Annotated in this window: 24 protein-coding genes, 1 pseudogene and 1 riboswitch; of the genes and pseudogenes, 18 read left to right on the top strand and 7 right to left on the bottom strand. The window is 42.3% G+C overall.

Annotation, left to right across the window (positions count from 1 at the left end; translation table 11 throughout):
• The first annotated feature begins 210 nt into the window (after positions 1–210).
• From FK178_RS09405 to FK178_RS09395, 3 genes are all read left to right on the top strand, one after another.
• Positions 211–741 (top strand): GNAT family N-acetyltransferase, encoded by a 531-nt coding sequence (locus tag FK178_RS09405; protein WP_146834022.1) that lies wholly within the window; start codon positions 211–213, stop codon positions 739–741.
• Positions 742–811: 70 nt separating this feature from the next.
• The gene (locus FK178_RS09400; protein WP_146834019.1) at positions 812–997 is read left to right on the top strand and encodes a hypothetical protein; all 186 of its coding nucleotides are present in this window, start codon (positions 812–814) and stop codon (positions 995–997) included.
• 189 nt (positions 998–1,186) lie between these two features.
• Positions 1,187–2,056: a hypothetical protein gene (locus FK178_RS09395; RefSeq protein WP_146834016.1), complete on the top strand. Its 870-nt coding sequence runs from the start codon at positions 1,187–1,189 to the stop codon at positions 2,054–2,056.
• A 32-nt stretch (positions 2,057–2,088) separates the two neighbouring features.
• Here the strand turns inward: FK178_RS09395 and FK178_RS09390 are convergent, their stop codons facing one another.
• The 5 genes from FK178_RS09390 to metK form a co-directional block, all read right to left on the bottom strand.
• Positions 2,089–2,505, bottom strand: a complete 417-nt coding sequence (locus FK178_RS09390) for a DUF2141 domain-containing protein (protein ID WP_146834013.1) — start codon at positions 2,503–2,505, stop codon at positions 2,089–2,091.
• A 62-nt stretch (positions 2,506–2,567) separates the two neighbouring features.
• Positions 2,568–3,023 (bottom strand): universal stress protein, encoded by a 456-nt coding sequence (locus tag FK178_RS09385; protein ID WP_146834010.1) that lies wholly within the window; start codon positions 3,021–3,023, stop codon positions 2,568–2,570.
• Positions 3,024–3,040: 17 nt separating this feature from the next.
• Complete coding sequence (locus FK178_RS09380) at positions 3,041–3,961, bottom strand: 2-hydroxyacid dehydrogenase (protein WP_146834007.1); 921 nt, start codon at positions 3,959–3,961, stop codon at positions 3,041–3,043.
• Positions 3,962–4,097: 136 nt separating this feature from the next.
• A complete protein-coding gene (locus FK178_RS09375; protein WP_146834004.1) occupies positions 4,098–5,465 on the bottom strand; it encodes an acyl-CoA dehydrogenase family protein in 1,368 nt (455 codons plus the stop codon).
• Between the two features lie 144 nt (positions 5,466–5,609).
• On the bottom strand, positions 5,610–6,869 hold the full coding sequence (gene metK, locus FK178_RS09370) for a methionine adenosyltransferase (protein ID WP_146834001.1): 1,260 nt from the start codon (positions 6,867–6,869) through the stop codon (positions 5,610–5,612).
• Positions 6,870–7,843: 974 nt separating this feature from the next.
• Between metK and FK178_RS09365 the strand changes: the two genes are divergently transcribed.
• From FK178_RS09365 to FK178_RS09320, 11 genes and pseudogenes are all read left to right on the top strand, one after another.
• Positions 7,844–9,136: an O-acetylhomoserine aminocarboxypropyltransferase/cysteine synthase family protein gene (locus tag FK178_RS09365; protein ID WP_146833996.1), complete on the top strand. Its 1,293-nt coding sequence runs from the start codon at positions 7,844–7,846 to the stop codon at positions 9,134–9,136.
• Between the two features lie 74 nt (positions 9,137–9,210).
• Complete coding sequence (locus FK178_RS09360) at positions 9,211–10,221, top strand: alpha/beta fold hydrolase (protein ID WP_146833993.1); 1,011 nt, start codon at positions 9,211–9,213, stop codon at positions 10,219–10,221.
• The gene (locus tag FK178_RS09355; RefSeq protein WP_146833990.1) at positions 10,184–11,257 is read left to right on the top strand and encodes a homoserine dehydrogenase family protein; all 1,074 of its coding nucleotides are present in this window, start codon (positions 10,184–10,186) and stop codon (positions 11,255–11,257) included. Before FK178_RS09360 ends, FK178_RS09355 begins: the two co-directional genes overlap by 38 nt.
• Positions 11,258–11,273: 16 nt before the next feature.
• On the top strand, positions 11,274–12,443 hold the full coding sequence (locus FK178_RS09350) for a trans-sulfuration enzyme family protein (protein WP_146833987.1): 1,170 nt from the start codon (positions 11,274–11,276) through the stop codon (positions 12,441–12,443).
• Between the two features lie 85 nt (positions 12,444–12,528).
• Positions 12,529–12,954, top strand: a complete 426-nt coding sequence (locus FK178_RS09345) for an OsmC family protein (RefSeq protein WP_146833984.1) — start codon at positions 12,529–12,531, stop codon at positions 12,952–12,954.
• Between the two features lie 77 nt (positions 12,955–13,031).
• Positions 13,032–13,135: riboswitch (SAM riboswitch) on the top strand.
• A gap of 49 nt (positions 13,136–13,184) precedes the next feature.
• The gene (locus FK178_RS09340) at positions 13,185–14,204 is read left to right on the top strand and encodes a homocysteine S-methyltransferase family protein (RefSeq protein WP_146833981.1); all 1,020 of its coding nucleotides are present in this window, start codon (positions 13,185–13,187) and stop codon (positions 14,202–14,204) included.
• Between the two features lies 1 nt (position 14,205).
• A pseudogene (locus tag FK178_RS15935) lies at positions 14,206–14,999 on the top strand (dihydropteroate synthase); the annotation flags it as partial.
• The gene (locus FK178_RS09335) at positions 15,000–16,943 is read left to right on the top strand and encodes a vitamin B12 dependent-methionine synthase activation domain-containing protein (protein ID WP_394345092.1); all 1,944 of its coding nucleotides are present in this window, start codon (positions 15,000–15,002) and stop codon (positions 16,941–16,943) included. It abuts the pseudogene before it with no gap.
• 185 nt (positions 16,944–17,128) lie between these two features.
• Entirely contained in the window at positions 17,129–18,085 is a 957-nt protein-coding gene (gene metF, locus FK178_RS09330) for a methylenetetrahydrofolate reductase [NAD(P)H] (protein ID WP_146833979.1), read from the top strand.
• 41 nt (positions 18,086–18,126) lie between these two features.
• Positions 18,127–19,227, top strand: a complete 1,101-nt coding sequence (locus FK178_RS09325) for an acyloxyacyl hydrolase (protein WP_146833975.1) — start codon at positions 18,127–18,129, stop codon at positions 19,225–19,227.
• A complete protein-coding gene (locus FK178_RS09320) occupies positions 19,224–19,982 on the top strand; it encodes a head GIN domain-containing protein (RefSeq protein ID WP_146833972.1) in 759 nt (252 codons plus the stop codon). The genes FK178_RS09325 and FK178_RS09320 overlap by 4 nt, the downstream gene beginning before the upstream one ends.
• A 96-nt stretch (positions 19,983–20,078) precedes the next feature.
• Here the strand turns inward: FK178_RS09320 and gldA are convergent, their stop codons facing one another.
• Positions 20,079–20,996 (bottom strand): gliding motility-associated ABC transporter ATP-binding subunit GldA, encoded by a 918-nt coding sequence (gene gldA / locus FK178_RS09315; RefSeq protein ID WP_146833969.1) that lies wholly within the window; start codon positions 20,994–20,996, stop codon positions 20,079–20,081.
• A 296-nt stretch (positions 20,997–21,292) separates the two neighbouring features.
• Between gldA and FK178_RS09310 the strand changes: the two genes are divergently transcribed.
• The 4 genes from FK178_RS09310 to FK178_RS09295 are packed head-to-tail and all read left to right on the top strand — an operon-like array spanning position 21,293 to position 25,217.
• A complete protein-coding gene (locus FK178_RS09310) occupies positions 21,293–22,120 on the top strand; it encodes a prephenate dehydratase (protein WP_146833966.1) in 828 nt (275 codons plus the stop codon).
• Positions 22,117–23,259: a pyridoxal phosphate-dependent aminotransferase gene (locus FK178_RS09305; RefSeq protein ID WP_146833963.1), complete on the top strand. Its 1,143-nt coding sequence runs from the start codon at positions 22,117–22,119 to the stop codon at positions 23,257–23,259. Before FK178_RS09310 ends, FK178_RS09305 begins: the two co-directional genes overlap by 4 nt.
• Positions 23,260–23,268: 9 nt before the next feature.
• Positions 23,269–24,117: a prephenate dehydrogenase gene (locus FK178_RS09300; protein ID WP_146833960.1), complete on the top strand. Its 849-nt coding sequence runs from the start codon at positions 23,269–23,271 to the stop codon at positions 24,115–24,117.
• Between the two features lie 17 nt (positions 24,118–24,134).
• Positions 24,135–25,217: a bifunctional 3-deoxy-7-phosphoheptulonate synthase/chorismate mutase type II gene (locus FK178_RS09295; RefSeq protein WP_146833957.1), complete on the top strand. Its 1,083-nt coding sequence runs from the start codon at positions 24,135–24,137 to the stop codon at positions 25,215–25,217.
• Between the two features lie 64 nt (positions 25,218–25,281).
• On the opposite strand, the gene FK178_RS09290 is transcribed toward FK178_RS09295, so the two are convergent.
• Positions 25,282–25,929, bottom strand: coding sequence for a hypothetical protein (locus FK178_RS09290; RefSeq protein ID WP_146833954.1), 648 nt, complete (start codon positions 25,927–25,929; stop codon positions 25,282–25,284).
• Positions 25,930–26,013: the final 84 nt, after the last annotated feature.

The following is a 26,013-nucleotide window of genomic DNA, read 5'->3' as shown; positions in this document are numbered from 1 at the left end:
CCATTGGTTGAAATTTGGGGGATGATTATAGAAAAACCTCTCTTTTGTTTGATTAACAGCAATTGAAATTATGGGTAAATTGGTTTTTTCCAATAAAAGCGTCCGCCTATCCTCCGGGATTATTTTACCTTTTTTATTGTAAAGAATAATAGTGTAATTGGTTTTCTTCTTTATTTAACCATCTTGAGAAAAAGATAAATTTTTAAAAAAATGCCAGATCACCACACCTTTAAGACACAAAGACTTATGCTCCGGCCAACCGCGCCGGAGGATGCTGCCTTTATTTTCGAACTGCTCAATACCCCAAAATGGTTGCAATTCATAGGAGACCGGAAGGTGAGCTCTATAGAAGCAGCGGGAGAATACATTCGCGAAAAGATGCTGCCGCAACTGGAGCGGCTGGGATTTTCCAATTACACCGTGTTGAGAAAGGAAGATGGGGCAAAGCTAGGCACCTGCGGCCTCTATGACCGGCAGGGGGTAGAAGGAATTGATATTGGGTTTGCGTTTCTTCCCGAATATGAGAAGAAAGGTTATGCGTTTGAAGCCTGCAGTGAATTGATGCGGGCTGCACGGGAAGACTTAGGCCTTACCCATATAAATGCTATTACAGATAAAGATAATTTTGCGTCCCAAAAATTGGTGGAAAAACTCGGCCTGGGCTTTACCAAAACTTTACGCCTTCCGGGGGAGGAGAAAGAGGTGCTGTTTTATGAGAAAAGCCTGGAGAAGGAAAAGTAAAAGCTTATTTAATGATTTATAAGGATTTAATAGGCTACCTTGTCCTGAATATTTTTTCAAATTTCAACTTATGGATAAGGCAAACTTACTTTATATAATGTTCTTTATAAACATCCTGGTGATGATCTATACTTTTATGAACATTGCCAAACAGGAGGATTTAAGGGGTTATAAAAAAACCGCACTTATTTACACAACGATTTTATTTCCGGTTTTGGGTCTGGTGTGCCTTAAGATTCCCGTGGGGAAAAGGTAAATTAAACCTAAGGTTGAATCAGGTTTCTTTTTACTTCGGAAGCAGCCGCTGCTTTGGACCATCTTCCCTTTTTTCAAATTCCATTTCATCTAAAAATTTATTCTTTCTCCCGAATATTTCAGCTGAATTTTTCTAACTGCCATTCCGATTTAAATATTAAATTCGCCCAATTTTAATTCCGGCAGCCAAATGACCACCATTCTGTATATTACTGATCTTTACTATAATGCCAAAGGGCGTAACTATTATGAAGAAGATCTTTTCATAACTTCCAGGCTACAACCCCATTTCAACGTTTTAATTGCACACCCGCAACAGGCAATTTCTTTTCTTGAAAAGGTAGACTTTATAGTTTACAGAAATATAGGTTGTGTGATGGATTTTGAGGCCTATTATCACGAATTCATTCAAGCCGTGAAGGAAAAAAATATTCTTAGCTTCAATTCCTTTGACGGTAAGGCAGATCAACAGGGGAAACAATATTTGCTGGACCTGCAGGCAGCCGGTTATGCCGTGATTCCCACCGTAAATTCTGTGAGCGAGATTGACAAACTTGGAGATCCTTCAAAATATATTGTAAAACTCATGAATGGGGCAGATTCTGTAGGGATGGAAATCCTTAATAAGGATGAATTGCTGTTGGCAGCGCCCCAGGGAAAACTCATACAGCCTTTTATAGATTTTGAATACGAGGTTTCCTTTTATTTTCTTAACGATACATTCCAATATGCCTTGTACGCGCCTAATAAGCAAAAGCGCTGGGACCTTACTGAGTATACCGCAACACAGGAAGACCTGGCTTTTGCGCAGGAATTTATACAGTGGAATAATATGGAACGTGGCATCACCCGGGTTGATGCCTGCAGATTAAAAGACAATTCGCTGTTATTGGTAGAACTCGAAGACCTTAACCCATTCCTTTCCATAGAATTGCTTTCTGAAGAAAAAAGGGAGCAATTCCTTGCAACTTTTATCAATGCCATTAAGGAAATGACCTGTTTAAAATCTTTACCTCCCACCGGGGAAGAAGCCAGGGAAGAATTGGTGAGATCTTTTTAAAAACAGGTAATTTTTTGTCCAAAAGGAGATAATCAGAGTTCGATCTTTTGGTACACAGTCTCACCGGCGGTGACCCTAAACCGTGCATCTTTCCATTTTGGCGGCCCAAAACGGGAAGGAGCATTGTTCGAAGCCCCATACGATTCTTTAGGAATCCCTAAAAAATTAGTGCTGAGTTCCCCGTTTTCATCTTCATCATGAAACGCCGAGATAGCATAATTCCCTGCAGGAATATCCTTAAAAGTGTATACCACCTTATTATTTTTAATTGTCAACTTTTCCCCTTTAAAAGCGGTATTTAAAAAGGAATTCTCTGAATCATATAAGCCAATGTAAGCGACCCCCTTATTGGACTTAAAATTGGTGATCTCGACTTCAATATGGTTTTGAGCATTCATAAGAAAGCTGCTACACAAAAAAAGGAATAATGCCGGCAATGATATTTTCATGAGATATGTGGTTTGTACTTCCCCTAAACAATTTTTAGACCGTAATTAATTACACCATAAAATTATTCCTCATCCTCATCTATGGGTATCGCCATCACCGGGATATTTGCCTTTTTAAAGATCTCAAGCGAAACACTTTCAGAAAAAAGATTATAAAAGAAACTGTGTTTATGCGTACCTAATATTATAAGATCTGCATTAAGCTTGTTGGCTTCGTCCAGCAGGGTTTCCACGGTAGAGCCTTGTATAAGTAATGCTTCACAATCTACATCTTCGCCCACAAAAGCAGTGCTTATGGTTTGAAGTTTCCTGTGTTCTTCTTTGAATTCATCGGCTTTTAAGTCTCGTATGTACTGTGGTCCCGCTTCATAGCCCACAAAATCGGGATTTGGTTCTGCCACGTGCACAACCCATATTTTAGCTTCAAATTTTAACGCGAGACCTTCGGCATACCCCAAAAGATCTCCTACTGAATCATTAAAATCTATGGCTACAAGAATGTTCTTAAGCTCTCTCATAATTGTTGTTTTATTAATTAATAACCTTTTTGCCTTTCTACCACATTCATAAGTTCCTCCTCTTCGGTCATACGCTCGTAGTTTTCAATAATTTGAGGCACAACAGAACCCGGATTGGTGATACTGGCAATGTGCGGGGTAATTTGGATCTTTGAATGTGCCCAGAAAGGATGCTCCTCCGGCAGGGGTTCTTTCCTGAAAACATCAAGGCTTGCACCGCTTAGATGTCCGCTGTCTATCATTTCCAGCAGGTCGTGTTCATTGAGATGTTCTCCCCGGGCTACATTAATAACGTAGGCCCCTTTGGGTAATTTTTGAAATAAGTCCTTGTTCAGGATATTCTCGGTTTGAGGGGTAAGGGGTAACAGGTTTACTAAAACAGATGTTTCTCTCAAAAGATCTTCCATTTGGTCTGCACCGCTGTATATTTTTATCTCTTCCTGCTCCCTCGTAGAATTGGCCCAGCCTGAGACCTGGAAACCATTTAATTGGAGGGATTTGGCCACTGCTGTTCCTAAAACCCCCATTCCCAGGATGCCTACCTTCACATCTCTTATTCGTTGGTACTTTTTTGGCTCCCATTTTTTACTGGAGTGGTGCAGGGATATATTTCGCATATGATCTAGGATCAATCCGAGAACAAAAGCGCTCATATCTGAGGAAAGGTCTTCATCTATCACCCTGGTGATCTTAATATGCTCAGGAATTTCGGGATCACTGGTAATATGGTCTACCCCGGCGCCCATTGAAGCGATTACCTTAAGGTTTGGGTAATTCTTGAAGATCCCACGCGGGTGTTTCCAGGAAACGGCAAATTCCACCTCCTCCTTTTCATGATCTTCGGGATACACATAAACATTCATCCCCGGATGCTGATTCCTCAACTCTTTTGCCCAAACTTCAGGATCTCTTCCCGGGCTTATAACTAAAACTGACATGTATTTTTCTTTAAATATTATTTTTAATCTCTAAGGGTTATATTCCCCAATGCCTGCATCTTTATTTCCTTTTTGGAATTTGGAATTTTACTTTTGGTATTTGCTACCTCCTTTGCCTGCACCAAAGGAGTTCACTTTAATTCACAAAGGCACTGTAGCCTGTGATGGCACGGCCTACAATAAGGGAATTAATTTCTTTGGTCCCTTCATAACTGTAGATGGCCTCAGCATCGGCCACAAAACGGGCCACATCATATTCCAGGAGGATCCCGTTCCCGCCCATAACTTCCCGGGCACGGCTTACCACATCTCTTGTTCTCATACTGCAATAGACTTTTGCCAGGGACGCGTGCTCATCTGTAAGCATTCCCTGGTCCTGCATTTCCGAAAGGCGAAAAACCATAGTTTGCATAGCGGTAAGATTGGATAGCATTTCTACCAGATGGTTTTGTATCAATTGATAGGATGCTATAGGACGGCCAAACTGCTCCCTTTTTTTGGTGTATTTCAGAGCGCTTTCATACGCTCCCCGTGCACAGCCCACGGCCTGCCATGCGACTCCGGCACGGGTCATTTTAAGCACTTTTGCGGTATCTTTGAAAGAATTGGCATGCTTGAGCCGGTCCCTTTCGGGCACTATACAATCCGTCAAAGTGATAATGGCATTTTGTACAATACGCAGGGCCATCTTATCTTCCATTTTTTCGGCTTTATAGCCGGGATTTTCTTTCGCGCGCACCAGGAAGCCTTTTACCTGATTGGTGTCTTCATCCCTGGCCCATATCACGGTAACATCAGAAAAAGTGGCATTTCCTATCCATTTTTTTTGTCCGTTGAGCACCCAGTTCTCCCCGTCAAAGCGGCAGGTGGTTTCCATCCCTCCAGCCACGCCCGAACCTACATTAGGTTCAGTAAGCCCAAATGCGCCTATGGCTTCCAGTTTTTGCATTTTGGGAAGCCATTCCTCCTTCTGGGCATCGCTGCCGCAAAGGTAAATAGATCCCATTGCCAGCCCGCTGTGTACCCCAAAAAATGTAGAGATGGAAACATCAACTCTCGCGATTTCCTGGGCGATGATCCCTTCCATTAAAAATGACATATTTGGGCATCCATAGCCTTCATACGGTACCCCGGTGATACCCAGTTTTGCGAATTTTTCAATGATCTCAAATGGAAATTTAGCCCGGTTCCAGTGATCATTTACCAGTGGCCTTACCTCATCTTCCATAAAATTGCGCACTTTCAATTGCAGGGCACGTTGTTCCGGGGTAAGTTTCAGGTCCAGGTTATAAAAATCGCCATCAATGGGAGGGAGGTCACTCTGCCCTTTGCGGCGTTTGGTTTTCAACATTTTCATTAATCCCTTCAGCTGGTCTTCATCCAGTGCTCCCAGGGCGTTCATTGCATCTGGAAGATCTATGGTCCTGCTTATTTTAGAAAGCTGGTCCATGTCTATAGACTTTAAAAGATTAATGGTATTCTTTACTTTTCCGAAAATTGACATAGGTGTATTTTTGGTGTTTTTAAAAATAGGTATTTAAAACGGGTACACTTGTTAAAGCTTTCCGAAGAATATAGCACAAAAAAAGACTGCCCGGGGGGAGCAGTCTTTTAAATTGATATTTTATCATCCCTTACGGGTATTGGGCTAATTTAAACCAAAAGCCTCTTTTACTTTGTCTACATAATCCAGTTTTTCCCAGGTAAAGAGTTCCACTTCCCTGGTGATCTTTCCGTTATAAGGACTTTCAAACACTTTAGTGATAGTGCGGGGTTCTTTCCCCATATGGCCATAAGCCGATGTTTCCCGGTAAATAGGATTGCGCAGCTTAAGTCTTTTTTCAATTGCCGCAGGGCGCATATCAAAGATCTCGGCCACTTTTCTCGAGACCTCCCCATTGGTCATTTTAATGTGGGATTTACCATAGGTATCTACATAAATAGAAGTAGGCTCTACCACTCCAATGGCATAAGATACCTGGACCAGGATCTCATCTGCCAGGCCGGCGGCAACCAGGTTTTTAGCTATATGTCTTGCTGCATAAGCAGCTGAACGGTCAACTTTACTTGGATCTTTGCCGGAAAAAGCCCCGCCGCCATGCGCGCCTTTGCCCCCGTAGGTGTCAACAATTATTTTCCTGCCGGTAAGCCCGGCATCCCCGTGAGGACCACCAATTACAAATTTTCCGGTTGGGTTAATGTGGTACTCGATCTCGTCATTAAAAAGCTTCTGGACGTACTCGGGCAACTGTGCCTTTACCCTCGGGATAAGGATTTCAACGATATCTTTTTTGATCTTGTCCAACATGCGCTCATCATCCTCATCAAATTCATCATGTTGTGTAGAAACCACAATGGAATCTATACGTTGAGGTACGTTGTCATCGCTGTATTCAATAGTTACCTGGCTCTTGGAATCTGGCCTCAAATAAGTGATATCCTTATCCTCCCGGCGCAGTTTTGCAAGTTCAATAAGGATCTTATGAGAGATGTCCAGGGCGAGGGGCATATAATTTGCGGTTTCTTTAGTGGCATAACCAAACATCATTCCCTGGTCTCCCGCGCCTTGTTCTTCTTTGTTCTCACGGTCTACGCCCTGGTTGATATCCTGGGATTGTTCGTGAATAAGCGAGATTACTCCGCAGGAATCCCCGCTGAATTTGTAAGCTCCCTTTGTATAACCAATATCATTAATTACTTCCCGCGCAATGTTTTGCACATCGAGGTATGTATTGCTTCTTACTTCTCCTGCAAGCACCACCTGTCCTGTAGTCACGAGGGTTTCGCAGGCAACTTTAGAGTTTTCATCAAAAGCTAAAAAATTATCAAGTAGGGTATCGCTTATCTGGTCAGCGACTTTATCCGGGTGTCCTTCAGAAACACTTTCTGAAGTAAATAAATAGGCCATTTAGGATCTTTAAAATTAAATGAAAAGGCTATTTGACGGAAAGGGGCGCTAGAGAAGTTCACACTGCTTTAGCTTTTTTTAAGGGTTGCAATCAGTCAAATTAGTCCCTGTAATATCTCAGTAGCAAATGTATAAAATTTGATTGAATAGCGTCATTGTTTAACGGGAATTTAGAAATTGTTGGGCGCCTCCCTACGGGCCGGGCTTTCGCGGGTCGCTTCCCGAAAAAAAACGGAAGAGCTCCAACAGCCGCTCAATCCCTGGCGCGAAAAAATAGAAAAAGTGAAAGAGAAAAAAAGTTAAGGAGGGAAGGAGAAAAGTATTAAGGAGAAAAGTAAAGTTCATGTTCCGCAAAAAGCTGATAAACAAAGGGTTTTAAAAATTATTTTATTTTTTTTCTGAAGAATGTTTGTTTTCTAAATTATTCTGTCGTTAACTTTGCCTTTACCAAAACAGAAAAAATGTTTCAGAATATTTGCAATATGTGTATGATGATGTGGAAAGCTTCCGCAGCGCGCACTATTGCATGATATTTTTAAAATATAATTTGCAAAGCCGCTGCCACCGCAGCGGCTTTTTTTATTGCCCCAATCCCCCGAAAGGGGAGTTTTTAAAAGTTAAAGAGTAAAAAGTTAAAGAGTAAAAAGGTAAAGTAGTGACACGATACATCGTGTCTCAAGGAAAACAGAAAGCGATAACCGACAACGCACAACCGATAACCTGCAACAGAAAACAATGAGATCAAATCCTGCAATAGAAAAAATGATGTGCTGTATGATGCAAATGTGTATTTACGCAGCGACCCGCTATTGCCAGAAATTCAGGATATAATTAGTTTATATAGTTCAATTCCTAAATCCCTTCGGCAAGCCAGCCGGAGGGATTTTTTTTTACCCTGGAATTTTGTGGGAAGGAAAAGATAGAAAAGAAAGAAACAATAAACCATAAATAACAATTCACTAAAACTAAAAAAGATGAGCACACAAAAATTTGCAACAAATGCACTGCACGCAGGACACGATGTAACTGCCAACGGAGGGACCAGAGCTGTACCCGTTTACCAAACCACATCCTATGTATTCAAAAATTCAGACCATGCGGCAAACCTCTTTTCCCTGGCTGAACAGGGAAATATTTACACCCGTATCAACAATCCTACAAATGATATTCTCGAGCAACGCCTGGCGGCTTTGGAAGGGGGTATTGCAGCGGTAGTTACGGCTTCGGGAACTGCGGCTATAAACACCGCCCTGCTTACACTCTTAAGATCTGGTGACCATATTGTAGCATCAAGCAGTTTATATGGGGGCACATACAACCTGTTCAATGTGACCCTGCCCCGCTTTGGGATCACCACAACATTTGTAGATCCATCCAGGCCTGAGAATTTCAAAAAAGCTGCAAAGGAGAATACCAGGATATTTTTTGTGGAATCCCTTGGAAATCCGAAACTGGATGTTTTGGACCTTAAGGAAATTTCTAAATATGCCAGGGAGCACAAAGTCCCACTCTTCGTGGATAATACGGTAGCTACGCCGGCATTACTAAACCCAATTGAACACGGGGCCGATATTGTAATACATTCCCTCACCAAATATATCAATGGAAACGGAACCAGCCTGGGTGGAGTGATCATTGACGCAGGAAATTTCGACTGGGCCAATGGTAAGTTTCCGGAGTTTACAGAGCCATCTGCCGGATATCATGGGCTAGTGTATCATGAAGCGCTTGAGAATGCAGCCTTCATTGCCAAGGTGAGGATCGAAGGCCTTCGCGATCATGGTGCGGCTTTGAGTCCGTTCAATGCTTTCCAGATCCTGCAGGGGCTGGAAACCCTGGAAATAAGAATTAAAAAGCACAGTGAGAATGCGCTTGCCCTCGCAAAATGGCTTAAGCTACAACCCGAAGTAAAATGGGTAAATTATCCCGGGCTTGAAGATAGCCCCTACTTTGATCTGGCCAAAAAATACCTGCCTGAAGGACAAAGCGGACTTGTAACTTTTGGGGTTGAAGGCGGATTTGACTCAGCAAAAATTGTAGCCGATGAAACCAACATTTTTTCCCTGGTCGCAAATATTGGGGACACCAAATCCCTCATTATTCATCCTGCCAGTACTACGCATCAACAATTAAGTGAGGAGCAACAGGAGTCTACGGGAGTGACTAAAGACCTAATCCGGCTTTCGGTAGGCCTGGAAGACCTGGAAGATCTTAAACAGGACCTGCAACAGGCGTTCTCTAAAATTGGCAAAAAAGTGTTGCATTAACGGGATGGGGAACAGGCAGGTGTTATATAAAAGAATTCACCTGCCTTTTAACCAACAGCATTAAAAAGTAAGATATGCTTTATAAAATAACAGTCCCCGATTTTAAAAATTCAACAGGATCGGTACAGGATATTAGGTTTAGCTATGAAACCTTTGGGCCGGAGCTGGGAAAGGCTCCCGTTATACTGGTTAATCATGCCTTGAGCGGAAATTCAAAAGTTACCGGTTCAAAAGGATGGTGGAATGCAGTGGTGGGAGACGGCAAAAGCATTGACACGGGAAAATTTACGGTCCTGGCTTTTAATATGCCGGGTAACGGGTATGATGAAGATCCGGCTAATTTGCTTCACAATTATAAAGAATTTACGCTTCGCGATTTTGCTGAGATCTATTCCCGGGCCTTGTCTCATTTAGGGATAACCAGCCTTTATGCAGGAATTGGCGGATCTATTGGTGGAGCGCTTCTTTGGGAAATGGCTGTGCTCAGGCCGGAATTATTTCAACATATTATCCCGGTAGCTACAGATTATAAGGCCACTCAATGGTTAAGGGCGTTATGTAAAGTTCAGGAGCAAATTCTTAATAATTCGGCACATCCACTTAGGGATGCAAGGATGCACGCAATGACCTTTTACAGAAGTCCGCAGTCGCTGCACGAGAAATTTGTTTCTTCCCATATACCCAAAGGATCCGGGACCATTGAAACCTGGTTGGAATATCACGGTACAAAGTTGGAAGAACGTTTTCAGCTGGCCACATATAAATTGATGAACCACCTGCTAACCACTGTAGATATTAGCAATGGTAGGGGAGACCATTTAACCGCCGCCGCGGGAATAGAGGGTAGCATTCATATTATCACTGTAAATTCAGACCTGTTTTTTCTGCCGGGAGACAATTGGGAAACCTATGTAAACCTTTCCCTCATAAAACCGGAAATGTCAATTCACGAAATAAGGTCCATTCACGGGCACGACGCATTTCTTATAGAATATGCACAGTTGTCGCAATTTTTAAATTCCATTTTTAATAATAAAAAAGATCAAAATGAAAAAAATAAACATAGTGCTCTTTGGAGTAGGTAAAGTAGGTAGTGTTCTCATAAAACAGGTGCTGGCATTGCAGGAACAGTTGAACCGGCAGGGCGAGCTTGAAATAAATATTCCCGTAATCGTGAACTCCACCACGGCATTTTTTGAAAAGAAGGGAGTAAAATCAACCTGGGAAGCCGATTTCAGCAATTTTGGGGTGCCTTACAAATTACAGGATATTATTACCTACGTACATAAAAACAACTATGAAAATCTTATAGCTGTAGATGCTACTGCAAGTGATGAGATAATTCATAATTACGAACTGCTGGTTAATAATGGTTTTCATTTGGTAGCTGCCAATAAAGTGGCCAATACCTTGTCTTCCAAATTTTATAACAACCTGAGAGTACAACTGCAGGAAAACAGGAAGCAGTTTTTGTATGAAACCAATGTAGGGGCAGGGTTGCCGGTTGTTGAAACCCTGAAAAGTTTATATGCTTCAGGAGAAAAAGTTACAAAGGTAAGAGGTGTGTTTTCAGGATCGCTCAGCTATATTTTCAATACTTTTTCTGAAAGCGACAGGCGCTTTGATGAGGTTTTAACCGATGCCGGGTTACAGGGATTTACAGAGCCCGATCCCCGAATGGACCTCTCAGGAAAAGATGTAGCGCGAAAACTGCTTATCCTTGCCCGGGAGCTGGGCTTAAAGAAAGAACTTTCAGAAATTAAGATCCAGGACCTTGTACCCGTTCACCTTAACGGGAGCAGTAGCAGGGAAAACTTTTTTCAGAATAAAGAGGACCTGAATGAGGATTTCGAAGTATTGAGAAATTCCCTGAAACGCGGGGAAGTGATAAGGCACATTGGAGAATTGAACGTAAAAACCGGCGAACTGGAAGTAAAACTGGTAACCGAGGAAAAAACCTCCCCTTTTGGCAGTTTACGCCATGCCGATGCCTCTTTCGAGATCTATACCGAATCCTATGGAGAAAGACCGCTGGTGATACAGGGCGCCGGCGCCGGTGCTGCGGTGACCGCACGCGGGTTGCTTTCAGATATTCTTAAACTTTCCGGTAAATTAAATTAAATATCACTAAAGAAATATGTCTTCCAATCTACATTTTGAAACAGCGGCAATTAGAAACCAAATGGAACGCACTCATTTCCAGGAGCATTCATCACCGGTATACCTTACCTCCAGTTATATTTTTGACGATGCAGAAGATATGCGGGCATCATTTTCAGATGAAAAGGAAAGAAATATTTACAGTAGGTTTTCCAATCCAAATACATCAGAATTTGCTGAAAAAGTTGCTGCGATGGAGGGAGCAGAGGCCGGGCATGCTTTTGCCACGGGCATGGCAGCGGTGTTTTCTACCCTTGCCGCTCTGCTGGACAGCGGGGACCATATTTTATCTGCCCGATCTGTTTTTGGATCTACTCACACGCTATTTGCCAAATATTTTCCTAAATGGAATATTTCACATACATTTTTCAATGTAGATGAAGTTGAAGCCATTGAAAATCTTATCCTCCCCGAGACAAAGCTTATTTTTGCCGAAACCCCCACAAATCCCGGAGTGGATATCCTGGATCTGCAATTACTGGGGGAGGTGGCCCGGAAGCACAATTTACTACTGGTTGTAGATAATTGCTTTGCCACTCCTTATTTGCAAAACCCGATACAATATGGTGCTGATCTGGTCATTCACTCGGCCACTAAACTTATGGACGGGCAGGGAAGGGTCCTTGGAGGTGTTACCGTGGGACGGGCTCATTTGATTAGGGAGATCTATCTTTTTTCCAGGAATACCGGTCCGGCACTTTCTCCCTTCAATGCCTGGATCCTCTCTAAAAGTCTGGAAACCCTTGCGGTTAGGCTGGACAGGCACTGTGAGAATGCTTTGAAAGTGGCCGAATTCCTGGAAGGGGAGGAAAAAGCAGAGAATGTAAAATATCCATTTTTAAGATCTCATCCACAGTATGAGATAGCTAAGAGACAAATGAAATTGGGAGGTAATATAATTTCCTTCGAGATCCAGGGAGGGCTATTGGCTGGCAGGGAGTTTATTGATAAGGTGAGCTTATGTTCAAGAACTGCCAATCTGGGAGATACCCGTACAATAGTTACCCACCCCGCCTCTACCACACACAGTAAACTGAGTGAAGATGAAAGGCAGGAAGCCGGAATTACTCCCGGCCTTATTAGAATTTCAATTGGACTTGAACATGTTGAGGATATTATTAAGGATTTGCAGAAAGCATTAATATAGGTTTTTTAAACCCTTTTGGAAAGTGAAGAAGGGAGAGATGAAAGATTATTTGCTTTTCCCTAACTTTACACCAAATTCGAATCACATGAAGATCTCCCTTAAAAGGCTTAACGAAAATTACCATTTTGAAACAAAGAATGAACGTGGTGATATTGTTTATTTAGACAATAAATCGGAACCCAATCCACAAGGTGCAAGTCCTATGGAATTGTTGCTTATGGGGATAGCCGGATGTAGTAGTATAGATATAGTAATGATCCTGCGAAAGCAAAAGATCGAGCTGGAAGACCTGCAAATGGAGGTAGTGGGATCAAGGGTAGACGGGGCAGTTCCCAATGTATTTACGGGAATCAAGCTTAATGTTTATTTAAAAGGAGACTTTTCACCTGAAAAAGCCCGTCGCGCCGTAGATCTTTCGATAGACAAATATTGTTCGGTTTCGAAAATGTTGGAGAAAACTGCCGAGATAAGCTATGACGTTTATCTAAACGGCGATCTGGTAGAATTATAATTATTTCTGAATTTCCTTGCATTCTAAAAGTGCAGCCTTATATTTGCCCTTATTAAGTTCATACATTTTATTTAACATCGTTATCAAGAAAGGTTGAGGGATTAGACCCTATGAAGCCTTGGCAACCCTCCTTTTGGAGAAGGTGCTAAATTCTACCACGCCCCGCGTGGATAGATAACAAAAAGATGCTTTCCCATACTTCTTTTTTGATAATGATTAATTATAATTATATGTCAAAATTAGAAGAAATTCTATCCAAAAAAATACTCATTCTTGACGGTGCCATGGGCACTATGTTGCAGGAATATAAATTCACCGAAGAGGATTTTCGGGGCTCCCGTTTCGTGGACTGGCCTGTTCCTCTCAAGGGGAATAATGATCTGCTTTCCTTAACCCAGCCCGAGGCCATAGCTACTATCCATAAAAAATATTTCCTTGCAGGAGCAGATATTGTGGAAACCAATACCTTTTCCGGCACCAGCATCGCAATGGCCGACTATAAGATGGAGGAACTTGTGTATGAACTCAATTATGAAAGTGCCCGCATCGCAAAAAAGGTGGCCAATGAGATCACGGCTAAAGATCCCGGAAATCCGCGCTTTGTCGCCGGGGCAATAGGACCTACCAATAAAACCGCCAGCATGAGCCCGGATGTTAATGATCCCGGGTATAGGGCTATTTCATTTGAGGATTTAAGGCAGGCATACAGGTTACAAGCTAAGGCATTGATAGAAGGAGGGGTGGATATACTCCTTGTAGAAACGGTTTTTGATACTTTAAATGCCAAAGCCGCGCTTTTTGCAATAGATGAGTTAAAAGAAGAATTGGGCCTTGAAATTCCGGTTATGATAAGTGGTACCATTACAGACGCTTCAGGAAGAACACTTTCAGGTCAAACCGCAGAAGCTTTTCTCATTTCCATTTCCCATATGAACCTGTTAAGCGTTGGTTTTAACTGTGCGCTTGGCGCCAAACAGCTTACGCCTCACCTTGAGGTCTTGTCGCAAAAGACCGACTTTGGAGTTTCAGCTTATCCCAATGCTGGTTTGCCCAATGCGTTTGGGGAATATGACCAGAGTGCCGGCCAAATGGCCCAACAAGTGAAGGAATACCTCGAGAAAGGCCTTGTAAATATCCTGGGAGGCTGCTGCGGAACTACGCCGGCTCATATAAAGGCTATTGCAGAAGTGGCTAAAAATTACAAGCCGCGGGTAATAAAGATTAAAGAACATTTAATTTCTGAAGTGTAGCATGGAAAAGGAAAGAACTTTAGAAAATATAGAAACAGATATCCGGGGGTTGGAGCGTGACAGACAGGATTTTCGGCCGCTCAAACTTTCAGGACTTGAACCCCTTGTGATCACCCCCCAAAGCAATTTCATCAATGTGGGCGAGCGCACCAATGTTGCGGGTTCAAAAAAGTTTCTCAGGCTTATAAAAGAGGAAAGATTTGAGGAGGCCCTGGATGTGGCCAGGGACCAGGTAGACGGTGGTGCCCAGATCATTGATGTCAATATGGACGACGGTCTTATTGATGGTAAAGAAGCTATGGTGAAATTTCTTAACCTGATAGTTGCCGAGCCTGATATTGCCAGGGTACCCGTAATGATTGACAGTTCAAAATGGGAGATCATTGAGGCAGGGCTGCAGGTAGTACAGGGAAAATGCGTGGTGAATTCCATAAGTTTAAAGGAAGGAGAGCAGGAGTTCCTGGACCATGCCCGTAAAATACGGCGCTATGGGGCGGCCGTTATCGTAATGGCATTTGATGAAACTGGTCAGGCAGATAATTTTGAAAGACGTATAGAGATCGCAAAACGGTCCTATGATCTTCTCACACAAAAAGTAAACTTCCCCCCGAGGATATTATTTTCGATCTCAATATTTTTCCTGTTGCCACAGGAATGGATGAACACCGCCGCAATTCAATTGATTTTATTGAAGCGGTGAGATGGGTGAAAGCAAATCTTCCTTATTGCAGTTTGAGTGGCGGGGTGAGCAATGTTTCGTTTTCCTTTAGGGGAAATGATCCTGTTCGGGAAGCGATGCATTCGGTTTTCCTCTACCACGCCATCCAGGCAGGTATGAATATCGGAATTGTAAATCCCGCCTTGCTCGATGTTTATGATAATATCCCCAAAGACCTGCTGGAACATGTGGAAGATGTGATCCTGGACCGGCGGGATGATGCCACCGAGCGGCTATTGGCATTTGCTGAAAATGTTGTTGGAACAGAACGCGAAAACAAAGTTGATCTTTCCTGGAGGGAGAAACCCTTACAAGAGCGCATTACCCATGCCCTTGTTAAAGGAATAGACGCTTTTATCCTGGAAGATATTGAAAAGGCAAGGCAGGAAGCTGCCCGGCCCCTTGAAGTGATCGAAGGCCATTTAATGACCGGGATGAACGTGGTAGGCGACCTGTTTGGAAGCGGGAAAATGTTTTTACCACAGGTGGTCAAATCGGCAAGGGTGATGAAAAAAGCAGTGGCTTATCTTCTCCCTTTCATAGATAGTGATAAGGTGGGCCCCCGCCGTCAGGCCGGTAAAGTGTTGCTTGCTACGGTCAAGGGAGATGTTCACGATATTGGGAAAAATATCGTGGGAGTGGTTTTGGCGTGTAACAATTATGAGATCATAGATCTTGGCGTGATGGTATCCCCGGAAAAGATCATAGAAACAGCAAAAGCCGAAAATGTAGATGTCATTGGCCTTAGCGGACTTATAACCCCATCCCTGGATGAGATGGTGCATTTGGCAAAAGAAATGCAGCGGCAAAATTTTGAGGTGCCATTACTTATTGGGGGTGCCACCACTTCAAAGGCACATACCGCGGTGAAGATAGATCCCCAATATTCAAATGCTGTGGTTCATGTGAATGATGCCTCCAGAGCAGTAACCGTTGTGGGAGATCTTTTAAAAGTTAATTCCCGCAGAAAATATATGGAGGATTTAAAAGCTGAATATGATGTGTTCCGGGAGAATTTTGGAAAGCGCGGCAAGATCAAAGACTACTTATCTATAGAAGAAGCGCGGGAAAACAAATATAAAATCGACTGGAATACTTCAGAAATAGTGGTACCTCAAACAACAGGGATTAAGATTATTGAAGATTTTGACATACGAAACCTGGAGGAATTCATTGACTGGACCCCATTCTTCCGAAGCTGGGAATTACACGGAAAATATCCCGGCATATTAAAAGATGAGGTGGTGGGAGAGCAGGCAACTGCTTTGTTTGGAGACGCTAAAGCCTTGCTGAAAAAGATCTTTGATGAGAAGTTATTGCAGGCCAAAGCTATCTACGGATTATTCCCCGCCAATTCAGTTAATGATGATGATATTGAGATCATATATGAAGGGGACACTGAAGAAAAAAGGATGACATTCCGCACTCTCCGGCAACAATTGAAGAAACATCAGGGAAAGCCAAATTTTGCCCTGGCCGATTATATAGCTCCCAAAGAAAGCGGTATTCAGGACCATCTTGGACTTTTTTGTGTAAGTACAGGTTTTGGGACAGAAGAACTCGCAAAAGAGTTTGAAAAAGATCATGATGAATACAATTCCATTATGATCAAAGCCCTTTCTGACCGACTGGCGGAGGCATTTGCCGAATACCTTCACAAGCAGATTAGAACCACCGAATGGGGATATGCACCGCAGGAGTCGCTTACAAATGAAGAATTGATAAAAGAAAGCTACAGCGGTATACGGCCCGCTCCCGGTTATCCCGCCTGCCCCGATCATTTAGAGAAATTAAGCATTTGGGAAGTTTTGAAAGTTGAAGAAAATATAGGGGTGAAATTAACCGAAAGTCTGGCTATGTGGCCAGCTGCCAGTGTAAGCGGCTATTATTTTGCAAACCCTGAGGCCAGATATTTTGGGGTAGGTAAAATAAAAGAAGACCAGGTAAGGGATTTTGCTGAAAGAAAGGGGATTTCCTTTGAAAAGGCAGAGAAATGGCTGCGACCTAATATTGCAGATTAAAGGAAAAAAGGAAAAGAGGAAAAGAGGAAAGAGAGGAAAGTGGAAGGAGTAAAAAACGTATTGAGATAAAGAAAAAAAGAGATAATGAGTAAAAAAGATAACATTAAACATTTTCATCAACTACCCTGCTACGGAGAGGCCGGGGAAGGACAAATCTGCTTTGGAGGGGTTGGGGGAGAACGATTATGAAGATAACAGAACACATACAAGCAGCTGCCGGTAAAACATTATTTTCCTTTGAGATCTTACCCCCTTTAAAAGGCCAGCATATCCAGTCCGTTTTTGACAGCATAGACCCGTTGATGGAATTTAATCCTCCGTTTATTGATGTAACCTATCACCGGGAGGAATACGTTTATATAGAAATGGAAAACGGATTACTGGAAAAAAGGGTAGTACGAAAGCGACCCGGCACCGTTGGTATTTGTGCCGCGATACAGAGCAAATATAAGGTGGATGCTGTGCCCCATATTTTGTGTGGCGGTTTTAGTAAAGAGGATACCGAGAATTTTTTGATAGACCTGGATTTCCTGGGAATAAACAATGTAATGGCTCTTCGGGGCGATGCTGTAAAAAGCGAGACCTATTTTAAACCGGAGCCAAAAGGGAATTTTTTTGCCAATGATCTCGTACAACAAATTGCCGGCATGAACCAGGGGCGGTTTCAGGAAGAACCTCTGGAGAATTCACATTCTACAGATTTTTGTATTGGCGTGGCCGGCTATCCTGAAAAACATATGGAGGCCCCAAGCCTGGAACAGGATATTAAACGCTTAAAAGATAAAGTAGCAGCAGGAGCTGAATATGTGGTTACCCAAATGTTCTTTGATAATTCCAAATATTTTGAATTCGTGCAAAAATGTAAGTATAATGGGATTAATGTTCCTATAATTCCCGGTTTAAAACCTATTGCCACCAAAAACCAACTTAATCTTATTCCCCACCGGTTTAAGGTTGACCTGCCGGAAGACCTTATTCAGGAGATTGCTAAATGCAAAGACAATACAGAAGTTCGTCAGGTAGGTATTGAATGGTGCATTAGTCAAAGCAGGGAATTGATAGCGGCGGGAGTACCGGTGTTACATTATTATTCAATGGGAAAAAGTTCCAACATACGGGCCATTGCATCTGCCGTATTTTAAAATATAGCTACATTTGCGGGAATCCGGTATTTAATGCCCCTATGAAGAAAATTTTCCTTGGCCTTTTTTTGCTTTCATTTTTTAAGCTACATGCCCAAAATGATCCAAAGAAATATTTCTCTTTAGATGCGGGTTATTTTTATGGAAGTATCATAGAACACAATCCGCATATTTCCCATCTCATTACCGGCCACCCGCAAGGGCTCATTTTGAGCCTTAATCAAAAGACGTATGGCCTGGATTCCTGGGAAGCGGAATACAATTATCCCGATGTAGGGATCTCCTTCACTTTTCAGGATATGGGAAACCCAAATCTGGGAGATAATTACGGTTTATACGGGCATATGGGATTCTATTTCCTGAAACGTAATCTCGTTTTTAAAGTAGGGCAGGGCCTGGCGGTAAATACAAACCCCTATCATCCAGATGATAATTATTTGAATAACGCCTATGGATCGCGAATTATGAGTTCCACATATTTCAGCGGAAATTTTCAGCGTGAAAATATAATTAAAGGTCTGGGATTTCAGGCAGGGGTTGCATTAATTCATTATTCCAATGCCGATTTCAAATCGCCGAACAACAGCACGAATACCTTTGTAATAAACGCAGGCTTGAATTATCTCTTTAATGCAGAGGAGCAACCGCAATATATCCCGAAGGACCGCACCCAAAAATTCTCAGAACCCCTTCATTACAATTTTGTCCTGCGTGGCGGCGCAAATACAATTGGAATTATTGGTTCCAAATCATATCCATTCCTCACCCTTTCGGCCTATGCCGATAAAAGGATCAACCGCAAAAGCACCTTCCAGGCTGGTGCCGAATTTTTCCTCTCCGGGGCCATGGAAGAATTTATTTATTACCAGTCTGTCACCTTTCCCAGGGGAAGGACCACTGGTGAAGAAGATGGAAAAAGACTCGGCATATTTCTGGGACATCAGCTTAGCTTCAATAAGCTTTCGTTGATCACGCAGTTGGGTTATTATGCCTATTATCCATATGATAATTATGTAGACCGGCTTTATAACAGGGTTGGGCTGCAACGCGTTTTATATAAAGATCTGTTTGCCTCTGTCACTGTGCTGGCACATGGCGCGAATGCAGAAGCTGTTGAATTTTCATTGGGATACAGGTTATGAAAAAGATCGTATTACTACTTTTAATGGTCATTTTGTCCTCCGGTTGCGACAAGGAGGATGCCCCTGCTTGTCTACAGGCAGCCGGGGAACTAACTTCCAGGGAAGTTGACGTACAGCCTTTTGATGAATTAATAGTATATGGCAGGATAAAACTTTTTATTGAACAGGGGCCTGAACATAAAGTTGTTATTGAAGATGGGGTAAACCTTATTGGAAATATTACCGCCACTGTAGAAAACGGCAGGCTGAGCCTTAAAAACAATAATACCTGCAATTTTTTCAGAGAATATAATACTACCACTGTATATGTAACGGTGCCGGATCTTACCTGGCTACAAAATGCAGGGAACAATACGTTGGAAAGTGTGGGTACCCTTAATTTTCCCAATATCTGGCTGCGTTCCTTTAATCAGGAAAAAGATAAGGAGATCTATACCAATGGAGATTTTAAACTTGACCTGGTGTCCAATTACATAAGGATAACAGGCGATAATTATTCCAATTTCTTTCTTACAGGTTCAACAGATTATCTCAATCTTTATATCGCTGATGGGGATGGCCGGTTTGAAGGAGAAAGACTTATTGCAGATATAATTGAGATCCAGCACCGTGGCACCAATAAACTTATTGTGAATCCGCAAAAGGAGTTGAAAGGAGAAATAAGAAGTACGGGGAATGTGATCTCTGTAAACAAACCTCCCGTAGTAAACATTGAAACCTTCTATACGGGGAAACTGATATTTCAAACCCCTTAAGCCCACTATCCTCAAAGGGGTAATTTTCCTTACCCGGGACATTCTGAGTTAGGTGTCACAATTTAGAGCATGAACTCCCGCTGTGCGGGGCTGAGTCTAGGGCGCCGTCAATTCAGCAAATAAGGTTTCAAGGTTTTTGGTTTTTCTGTTAAGCTGAAGGGTTTTAAGTCCGTTATCATGGGCAAAGTCAAAAACGGCGGGCCTCATATCTGTTGCGGTATCAAAATGCAATTGATAATGGAAACCGCCAATATTTTTGGCCAGGGTTAAATGCGGTATTCGTTGCAACGCCACTTCTTCAATACGGTAATCAAATTCTACGTGAATGATTTGTTCTTTCTCATCCCGCAGCTCCTTCATTTTTTTATCGGCCACTATTTTCCCGTGGTTAATAATGATCACCCGGTCACATATAGCCTCCACTTCCTGCATAATGTGGGTGGAAAGAAAAATGGTCTTTCCCGGTTTGCCATCGGGTTGTTCTTTGGCAATTGCCAGGATTAGGTTTCTTATTTCGGTAAGTTGATTTGGATCCAGGCCGGTAGTAGGTTCATCAAGGATAAGAACTTCGGGGTCGTGTAAAAGGGCGGCTGCCAGTCCTACTCTTTGCCTGTATCCCTTGGAAAGTTGCGAGATCTTTTTATTGGCCTCGGGAGCAAGACCCGTTAATTTAATGACTTCTTCAATACGGGACTTTTCTGTCCCAAAAATTGCGGCATTAAATTCCAGGTATTCCCTTACATACATTTCAGTATAAAGGGGATTGTGTTCGGGCAGGTATCCCACGCTCTTCTGTACTTTCGAAAGTTCAGCCGGCAGCATATGATTATTAACTCCGGCCATTCCTTCACTGGGCGCCAGATAGCCCGTAAGGATCTTCATAAGAGTAGACTTCCCTGCACCATTAGGTCCAAGAAAACCTACGATCTCACCTTTTTCTATGGTGAAAGATACTTTGTCCAGCGCTTTTTGATCGCCGTAATATTTTGAAATTTCATGAACCGAAATGGACATAATTATGCTTTTTTCAAAAGTAAGGATTTAAAGTTATCCCGAATTAAATATCTGACAATCGAAGGTAAAAATGCGAAAACGTTCTCGTAAATAATTGCAATAAAATATCTGTTTTTTAAAATTAAATTCTAAATTAGCTTTTTACAAAACACAGAATGAACAATTTACTTACCTGGAACGCTTTCTATTATTTTTATTTCTATTACAGAGATAAGATCGGGAGCGCCATGTAATTAAATCATAATTATATAATAGATCCCGATGGCAACATCGGGATTTTTTTTTGACCATTATCTATGATACAGAAAATCGCGATACAGGGTATAGAAGGTTCCTTTCACCATTTGGTGGCCCGGGAATATTATGGAGAACAGGTGCAGGTAGAGGAGTGTATGTCTTTTCGGGACCTTGTTCAAAGCCTGCTGGATGGGAGGTCTAACGAAGCGGTAATGGCTATTGAGAATTCCATAGCCGGGTCAATTCTTCCAAATTATGCCCTTATGGATGAGCACAATTTAAAGGTAGTTGGGGAGCATTATATGCCTATTAATATGAACCTGATGGCCCTGCCCGGGCAAAATATAAGTGATATCAAAAAGGTGTATTCTCACCCAATGGCGCTATTGCAATGTAAAGAGTTCTTTCAGGACCACAGGCATATTAAATTAATCGAAGATGAAGATACTGCAGAAGTTGCGCGACGTATTTCTATAAAACAATCAAAAGGGGTTGCAGCCCTCGCCAGTAAAGCGGCAGCCGAGATCTTTGGACTGGAGATCCTGGCAGAAGCTGTTCACACCAAAAAAAGCAATGCAACCCGGTTTCTCATAATAAGCAACAAAAAAAAGGAAGAAAACGGCGAGGTACTCAACAAAGCTTCCATAAAGTTTGAACTGGAAAGCAGGCGCGGAAGTTTGGTTTCTGTACTCAACATTCTAAGGGATTATGAGCTTGATATGTCAAAGATCCAGTCTATGCCAATTATAGAGACCCCCTGGAAATATTCCTTTTTTGTTGACGTGTTATTTGAGGGGAATGCCGGCTTTACAAAAGCCATGGAAATAATTGAAGCAATGACAGAACATTTAAAAATTTTGGGAATTTATAAAAACCGGTTAGTATGATCCAGGCAAACAGATTAAATCAGGTAAGTGAGTATTATTTTTCAGCAAAACTGCAGGAAGTAAGAACTCTTGAGGCAGCGGGAAAGCCTATTATCAATCTTGGAATAGGGAGTCCGGACCTTCCACCTCCGCCGGAGGTAATTGAAGGTCTTAACAAGGCACTTCTCAATCCGGTTGCACACCAGTACCAACCCTATAAAGGAACCCAGGATTTCAGAAATGCGATCAGGCTTTTTTATAAAAACCATTATAATGTAGAACTGGATACCGCTACCCAAATCCTGCCTCTTATGGGCAGCAAGGAAGGGATCACCCATATTTCCATGGCTTTTTTGAATGAAGGTGATGAGGTTTTAATCCCCAACCCGGGTTACCCAACCTATCAGGCGGTAACAAATATGATTGGGGCTATTCCTGTTTTTTATGAACTTAATGAGGAAAGAGGTTGGTTGCCCGATCTTGAAAAGCTGGAACAGCGGGACCTTACAGCGGTAAAGTTAATGTGGGTGAATTACCCCCATATGCCTACAGGAGCAGTGGCTACAGATCAATTGTTCCGTGACCTGGTGAAATTTGGAAAAAAACACGATATACTTATTGTAAATGACAACCCGTACAGCTTTATTCTCAATGAGGATCCAAAAAGTATATTGAAAACCGAAGGTGCTATAGATGGGGTTCTGGAACTCAATTCCCTCAGCAAAAGTTTTAATATGTCCGGCTGGAGAATAGGAATGGTATGCGGGAGTGAACATAACCTGAATATTATTTTGAAAGTAAAAACCAATATGGACAGCGGGATGTTTTTTCCGCTGCAGGCAGGTGCAGTGGAGGCTTTGGCCTTATCGCGCAACTGGTTCGCGGCACAAGACCTGATCTACGCCGGCCGAAAGAAAAAGATCCTGCAACTGGCGGCACTGCTGGATTGCGAGGCCTCTCAAGGACAAACAGGAATGTTTGTGTGGGCAAAGGTTCCCCGCGGGACAACTTCAGCAGAATTTGTAGATCATCTTTTGCACCAGCATAGCATATTTGCAGCACCGGGATTTATTTTTGGAAGCCGCGGGGAAGGTTATGTGAGATTTTCTCTTTGTGCAACCGAAGAGAATATTGAACGCGCCATAAACCGATTGAGATAATTTAAACTGATGAAAATAATAATTACAGGAGTTGGGTTGATAGGGGGTTCCTTTGCGAGAGACCTTAGAAATCTATTTCCGCAAGCCGGCATTCTTGGAATGGATTTAAACCCGGACCATCTTGAAAGATCTGTAAAACTGGGTGTAATAGATGGGGAAGCCGGGCCTGAAGACGTTGCAATGGCAGATCTTGTGATCATTGCCATCCCTGTAGATGCTGCTATAAAAGTGGTGCCGGAAATTCTGGAGAAAGTAAAGGATGAATGTTTGGTAATAGATACCGGCTCTACGAAGTTCAGGTTATGTGAATCATTGAAAGACCATTCTAAAAGGCGAAATTTCCTGGCGGCCCATCCCATTGCCGGTACGGAATATTCGGGTCCCGAAGCCGCCGTAACCCACCTTTACCAAAACAAAACCCTGATAATTTGTGAAGTGGAAAAGACTGCCTTTAAATTACAGGAAAGGGCTTTTGAGATCTTCCGGCAACTGGGAATGCGCATACGCTATATGGATACCCGGGCGCATGACAAGCACATTGCGTACGTTTCCCATCTTTCACATATAAGCTCTTTTATGCTGGGAAAAACGGTGCTTGAAAAAGAAAAAAATGAACGCGATATCTTTGATATGGCCGGGAGCGGATTTGCCTCTACCGTTCGCCTTGCAAAAAGTTCTCCTGCCATGTGGACCCCTATTTTTAAGGAAAACCGGGAGAATGTGCTTGAAACCCTCACAGAATATATTGCCAACCTCTCGCATTTTCAACAATTGCTGGAGCAAAACAATTTTGAGGAGATTTATGGGGAAATGGAACGAACCAATTATATAAAAACCATACTTAAGGGTATAAATTAAAGATTAAATTTACACGAATGGAAAACAAGAAAGAACTTAGAAACTGGCTGGATGCATTTAATCTGGACCATCCACTGGTAATAGCCGGGCCCTGCAGTGCAGAAACCGAAGAGCAGGTGGTAACTATTGCAAGGCAATTGAAGGACAGTGACGTTAGCGTCCTGCGTGCAGGAATTTGGAAACCCAGGACCCGGCCGGGAAATTTTGAAGGGGTAGGTTCTCTGGGGTTAAAATGGATGCAAACTGCCAAAGCCGAAACAGGATTGCTCACTTCTACCGAAGTTGCAAATCCATCGCATGTGGCGCTTGCCCTGGAACATGATATTGATATTCTGTGGATAGGCGCCAGAACTACCGTTTCTCCATTTATTGTGCAGGAAATTGCTGATGCGCTTAAAGGAACCGATAAAACTGTACTGGTAAAAAACCCGGTGAATCCTGATCTCTCCCTTTGGTTGGGGGCTGTTGAAAGGCTTTATACCGCAGATATAAAGAATCTGGGCGTGATACACCGCGGATTTTCGGCATATGAAAAAACAAAATACAGGAATAATCCTGAATGGCAGATACCTATTGATCTTCAAAATCGCTTTCCCGACCTTCCTTTAATACTGGATCCTTCTCATATCGCGGGGAGAAGGGATATTCTATTTGACCTGTGCCAGACTGCCCTGGATCTTAATTACGACGGATTAATGGTGGAAACTCATCATGATCCCGATAATGCCTGGAGTGATGCTGAACAGCAGATCACGCCTGAAACCCTTATAGGTTTTATGAGGGATCTGAAAATAAGAAAAGAAGTGAGTGAAAGTGCCGAATTTAAGAACAGCCTTCAGAATTTAAGAGCAAAAATAGATATCACAGATAACCAATTACTGGAAACGCTTGCCAAGCGTATGAAGATAGCAGATGAAATTGGGAAACTGAAAAAATCCCAGAATGTCTCCATCCTGCAAACTCCCCGTTGGAATGAGATCCTTGGAAAAATGATCCTGCAGGGGGAGGAAAAAGGATTAAGTGAGGAGTTTGTTTTAAGACTGTTCAAAGCAATTCACCAGGAATCTATCAATCATCAGAAAAAAGTGATTAGCGAATAACAATTGAATAAAATAAAAAACCTCACACCCGTAAAGGTGTGAGGTTAAATTTTTAGAGTTAAAATTAATTGGTATAAGCCAGCCTGCGCGATGCTTTTCGCATTAATGTATTAATAAGCATATCTGTACTGCTACCCAGGCTTCCGGCTACTCTTTTGTTGTAATTCCATAAAAGCTGTCCGTCGGTGGCATTGTGCACACTCATATTTACAGTTGCAGCATTTGTTGAGCCCCAGAAACCAACCAGAAGGCCAAGTGCTATAGATGCCCCGTCAGACATTGGTTTATCTGTTTCAAAACGTCCCGTGATCACTGCGTCAACTTCCAGGATCTTGGCAAGTTCTTCAGGAGTGTACCTGGCAAGGTCTGTAATATCGCTTTTTAATAAAAGAGCATTAGTTTTACCGGGATCCTGCACGTCGATTAATAATTTTCCTCTTTTTTGACGGTTAAGGAACCAGGTGTACATAGAATTCTGGATAGCTTTACCTTCTCCAATTTCCAATTGCTTGAGTTGTTCAGGCGTGATTTCTTTCATTTGTTTAGGTCGTAAGCTTACCTTTGCAGAAAACGGAAGTATCGCGATGATCTTGTGGTCTTTGGCAATAGTTTCAAAATTGGGATGTTCAAAAAGTTTGGTTTGTGCGGTGGCTGATGATCCTGTGAGGAGAATACAGACGAAAACCAATAATTTAAATGTAATTTTGTTCATATTAATTAACTGTTTAATTGTTTTGATAATCAAATATATTAAAATTTGTACATCTTTTTAAGATAACTTTAACAATTTTAAAAG

It is taken from the genome of Antarcticibacterium arcticum (genome assembly GCF_007993795.1).
In the GTDB taxonomy this organism is placed as follows: domain Bacteria; phylum Bacteroidota; class Bacteroidia; order Flavobacteriales; family Flavobacteriaceae; genus Gillisia; species Gillisia arctica.
The sequence above is the reverse complement of the archived record's forward strand: the minus strand, read 5'-3'. Positions and strand labels throughout refer to the sequence as shown.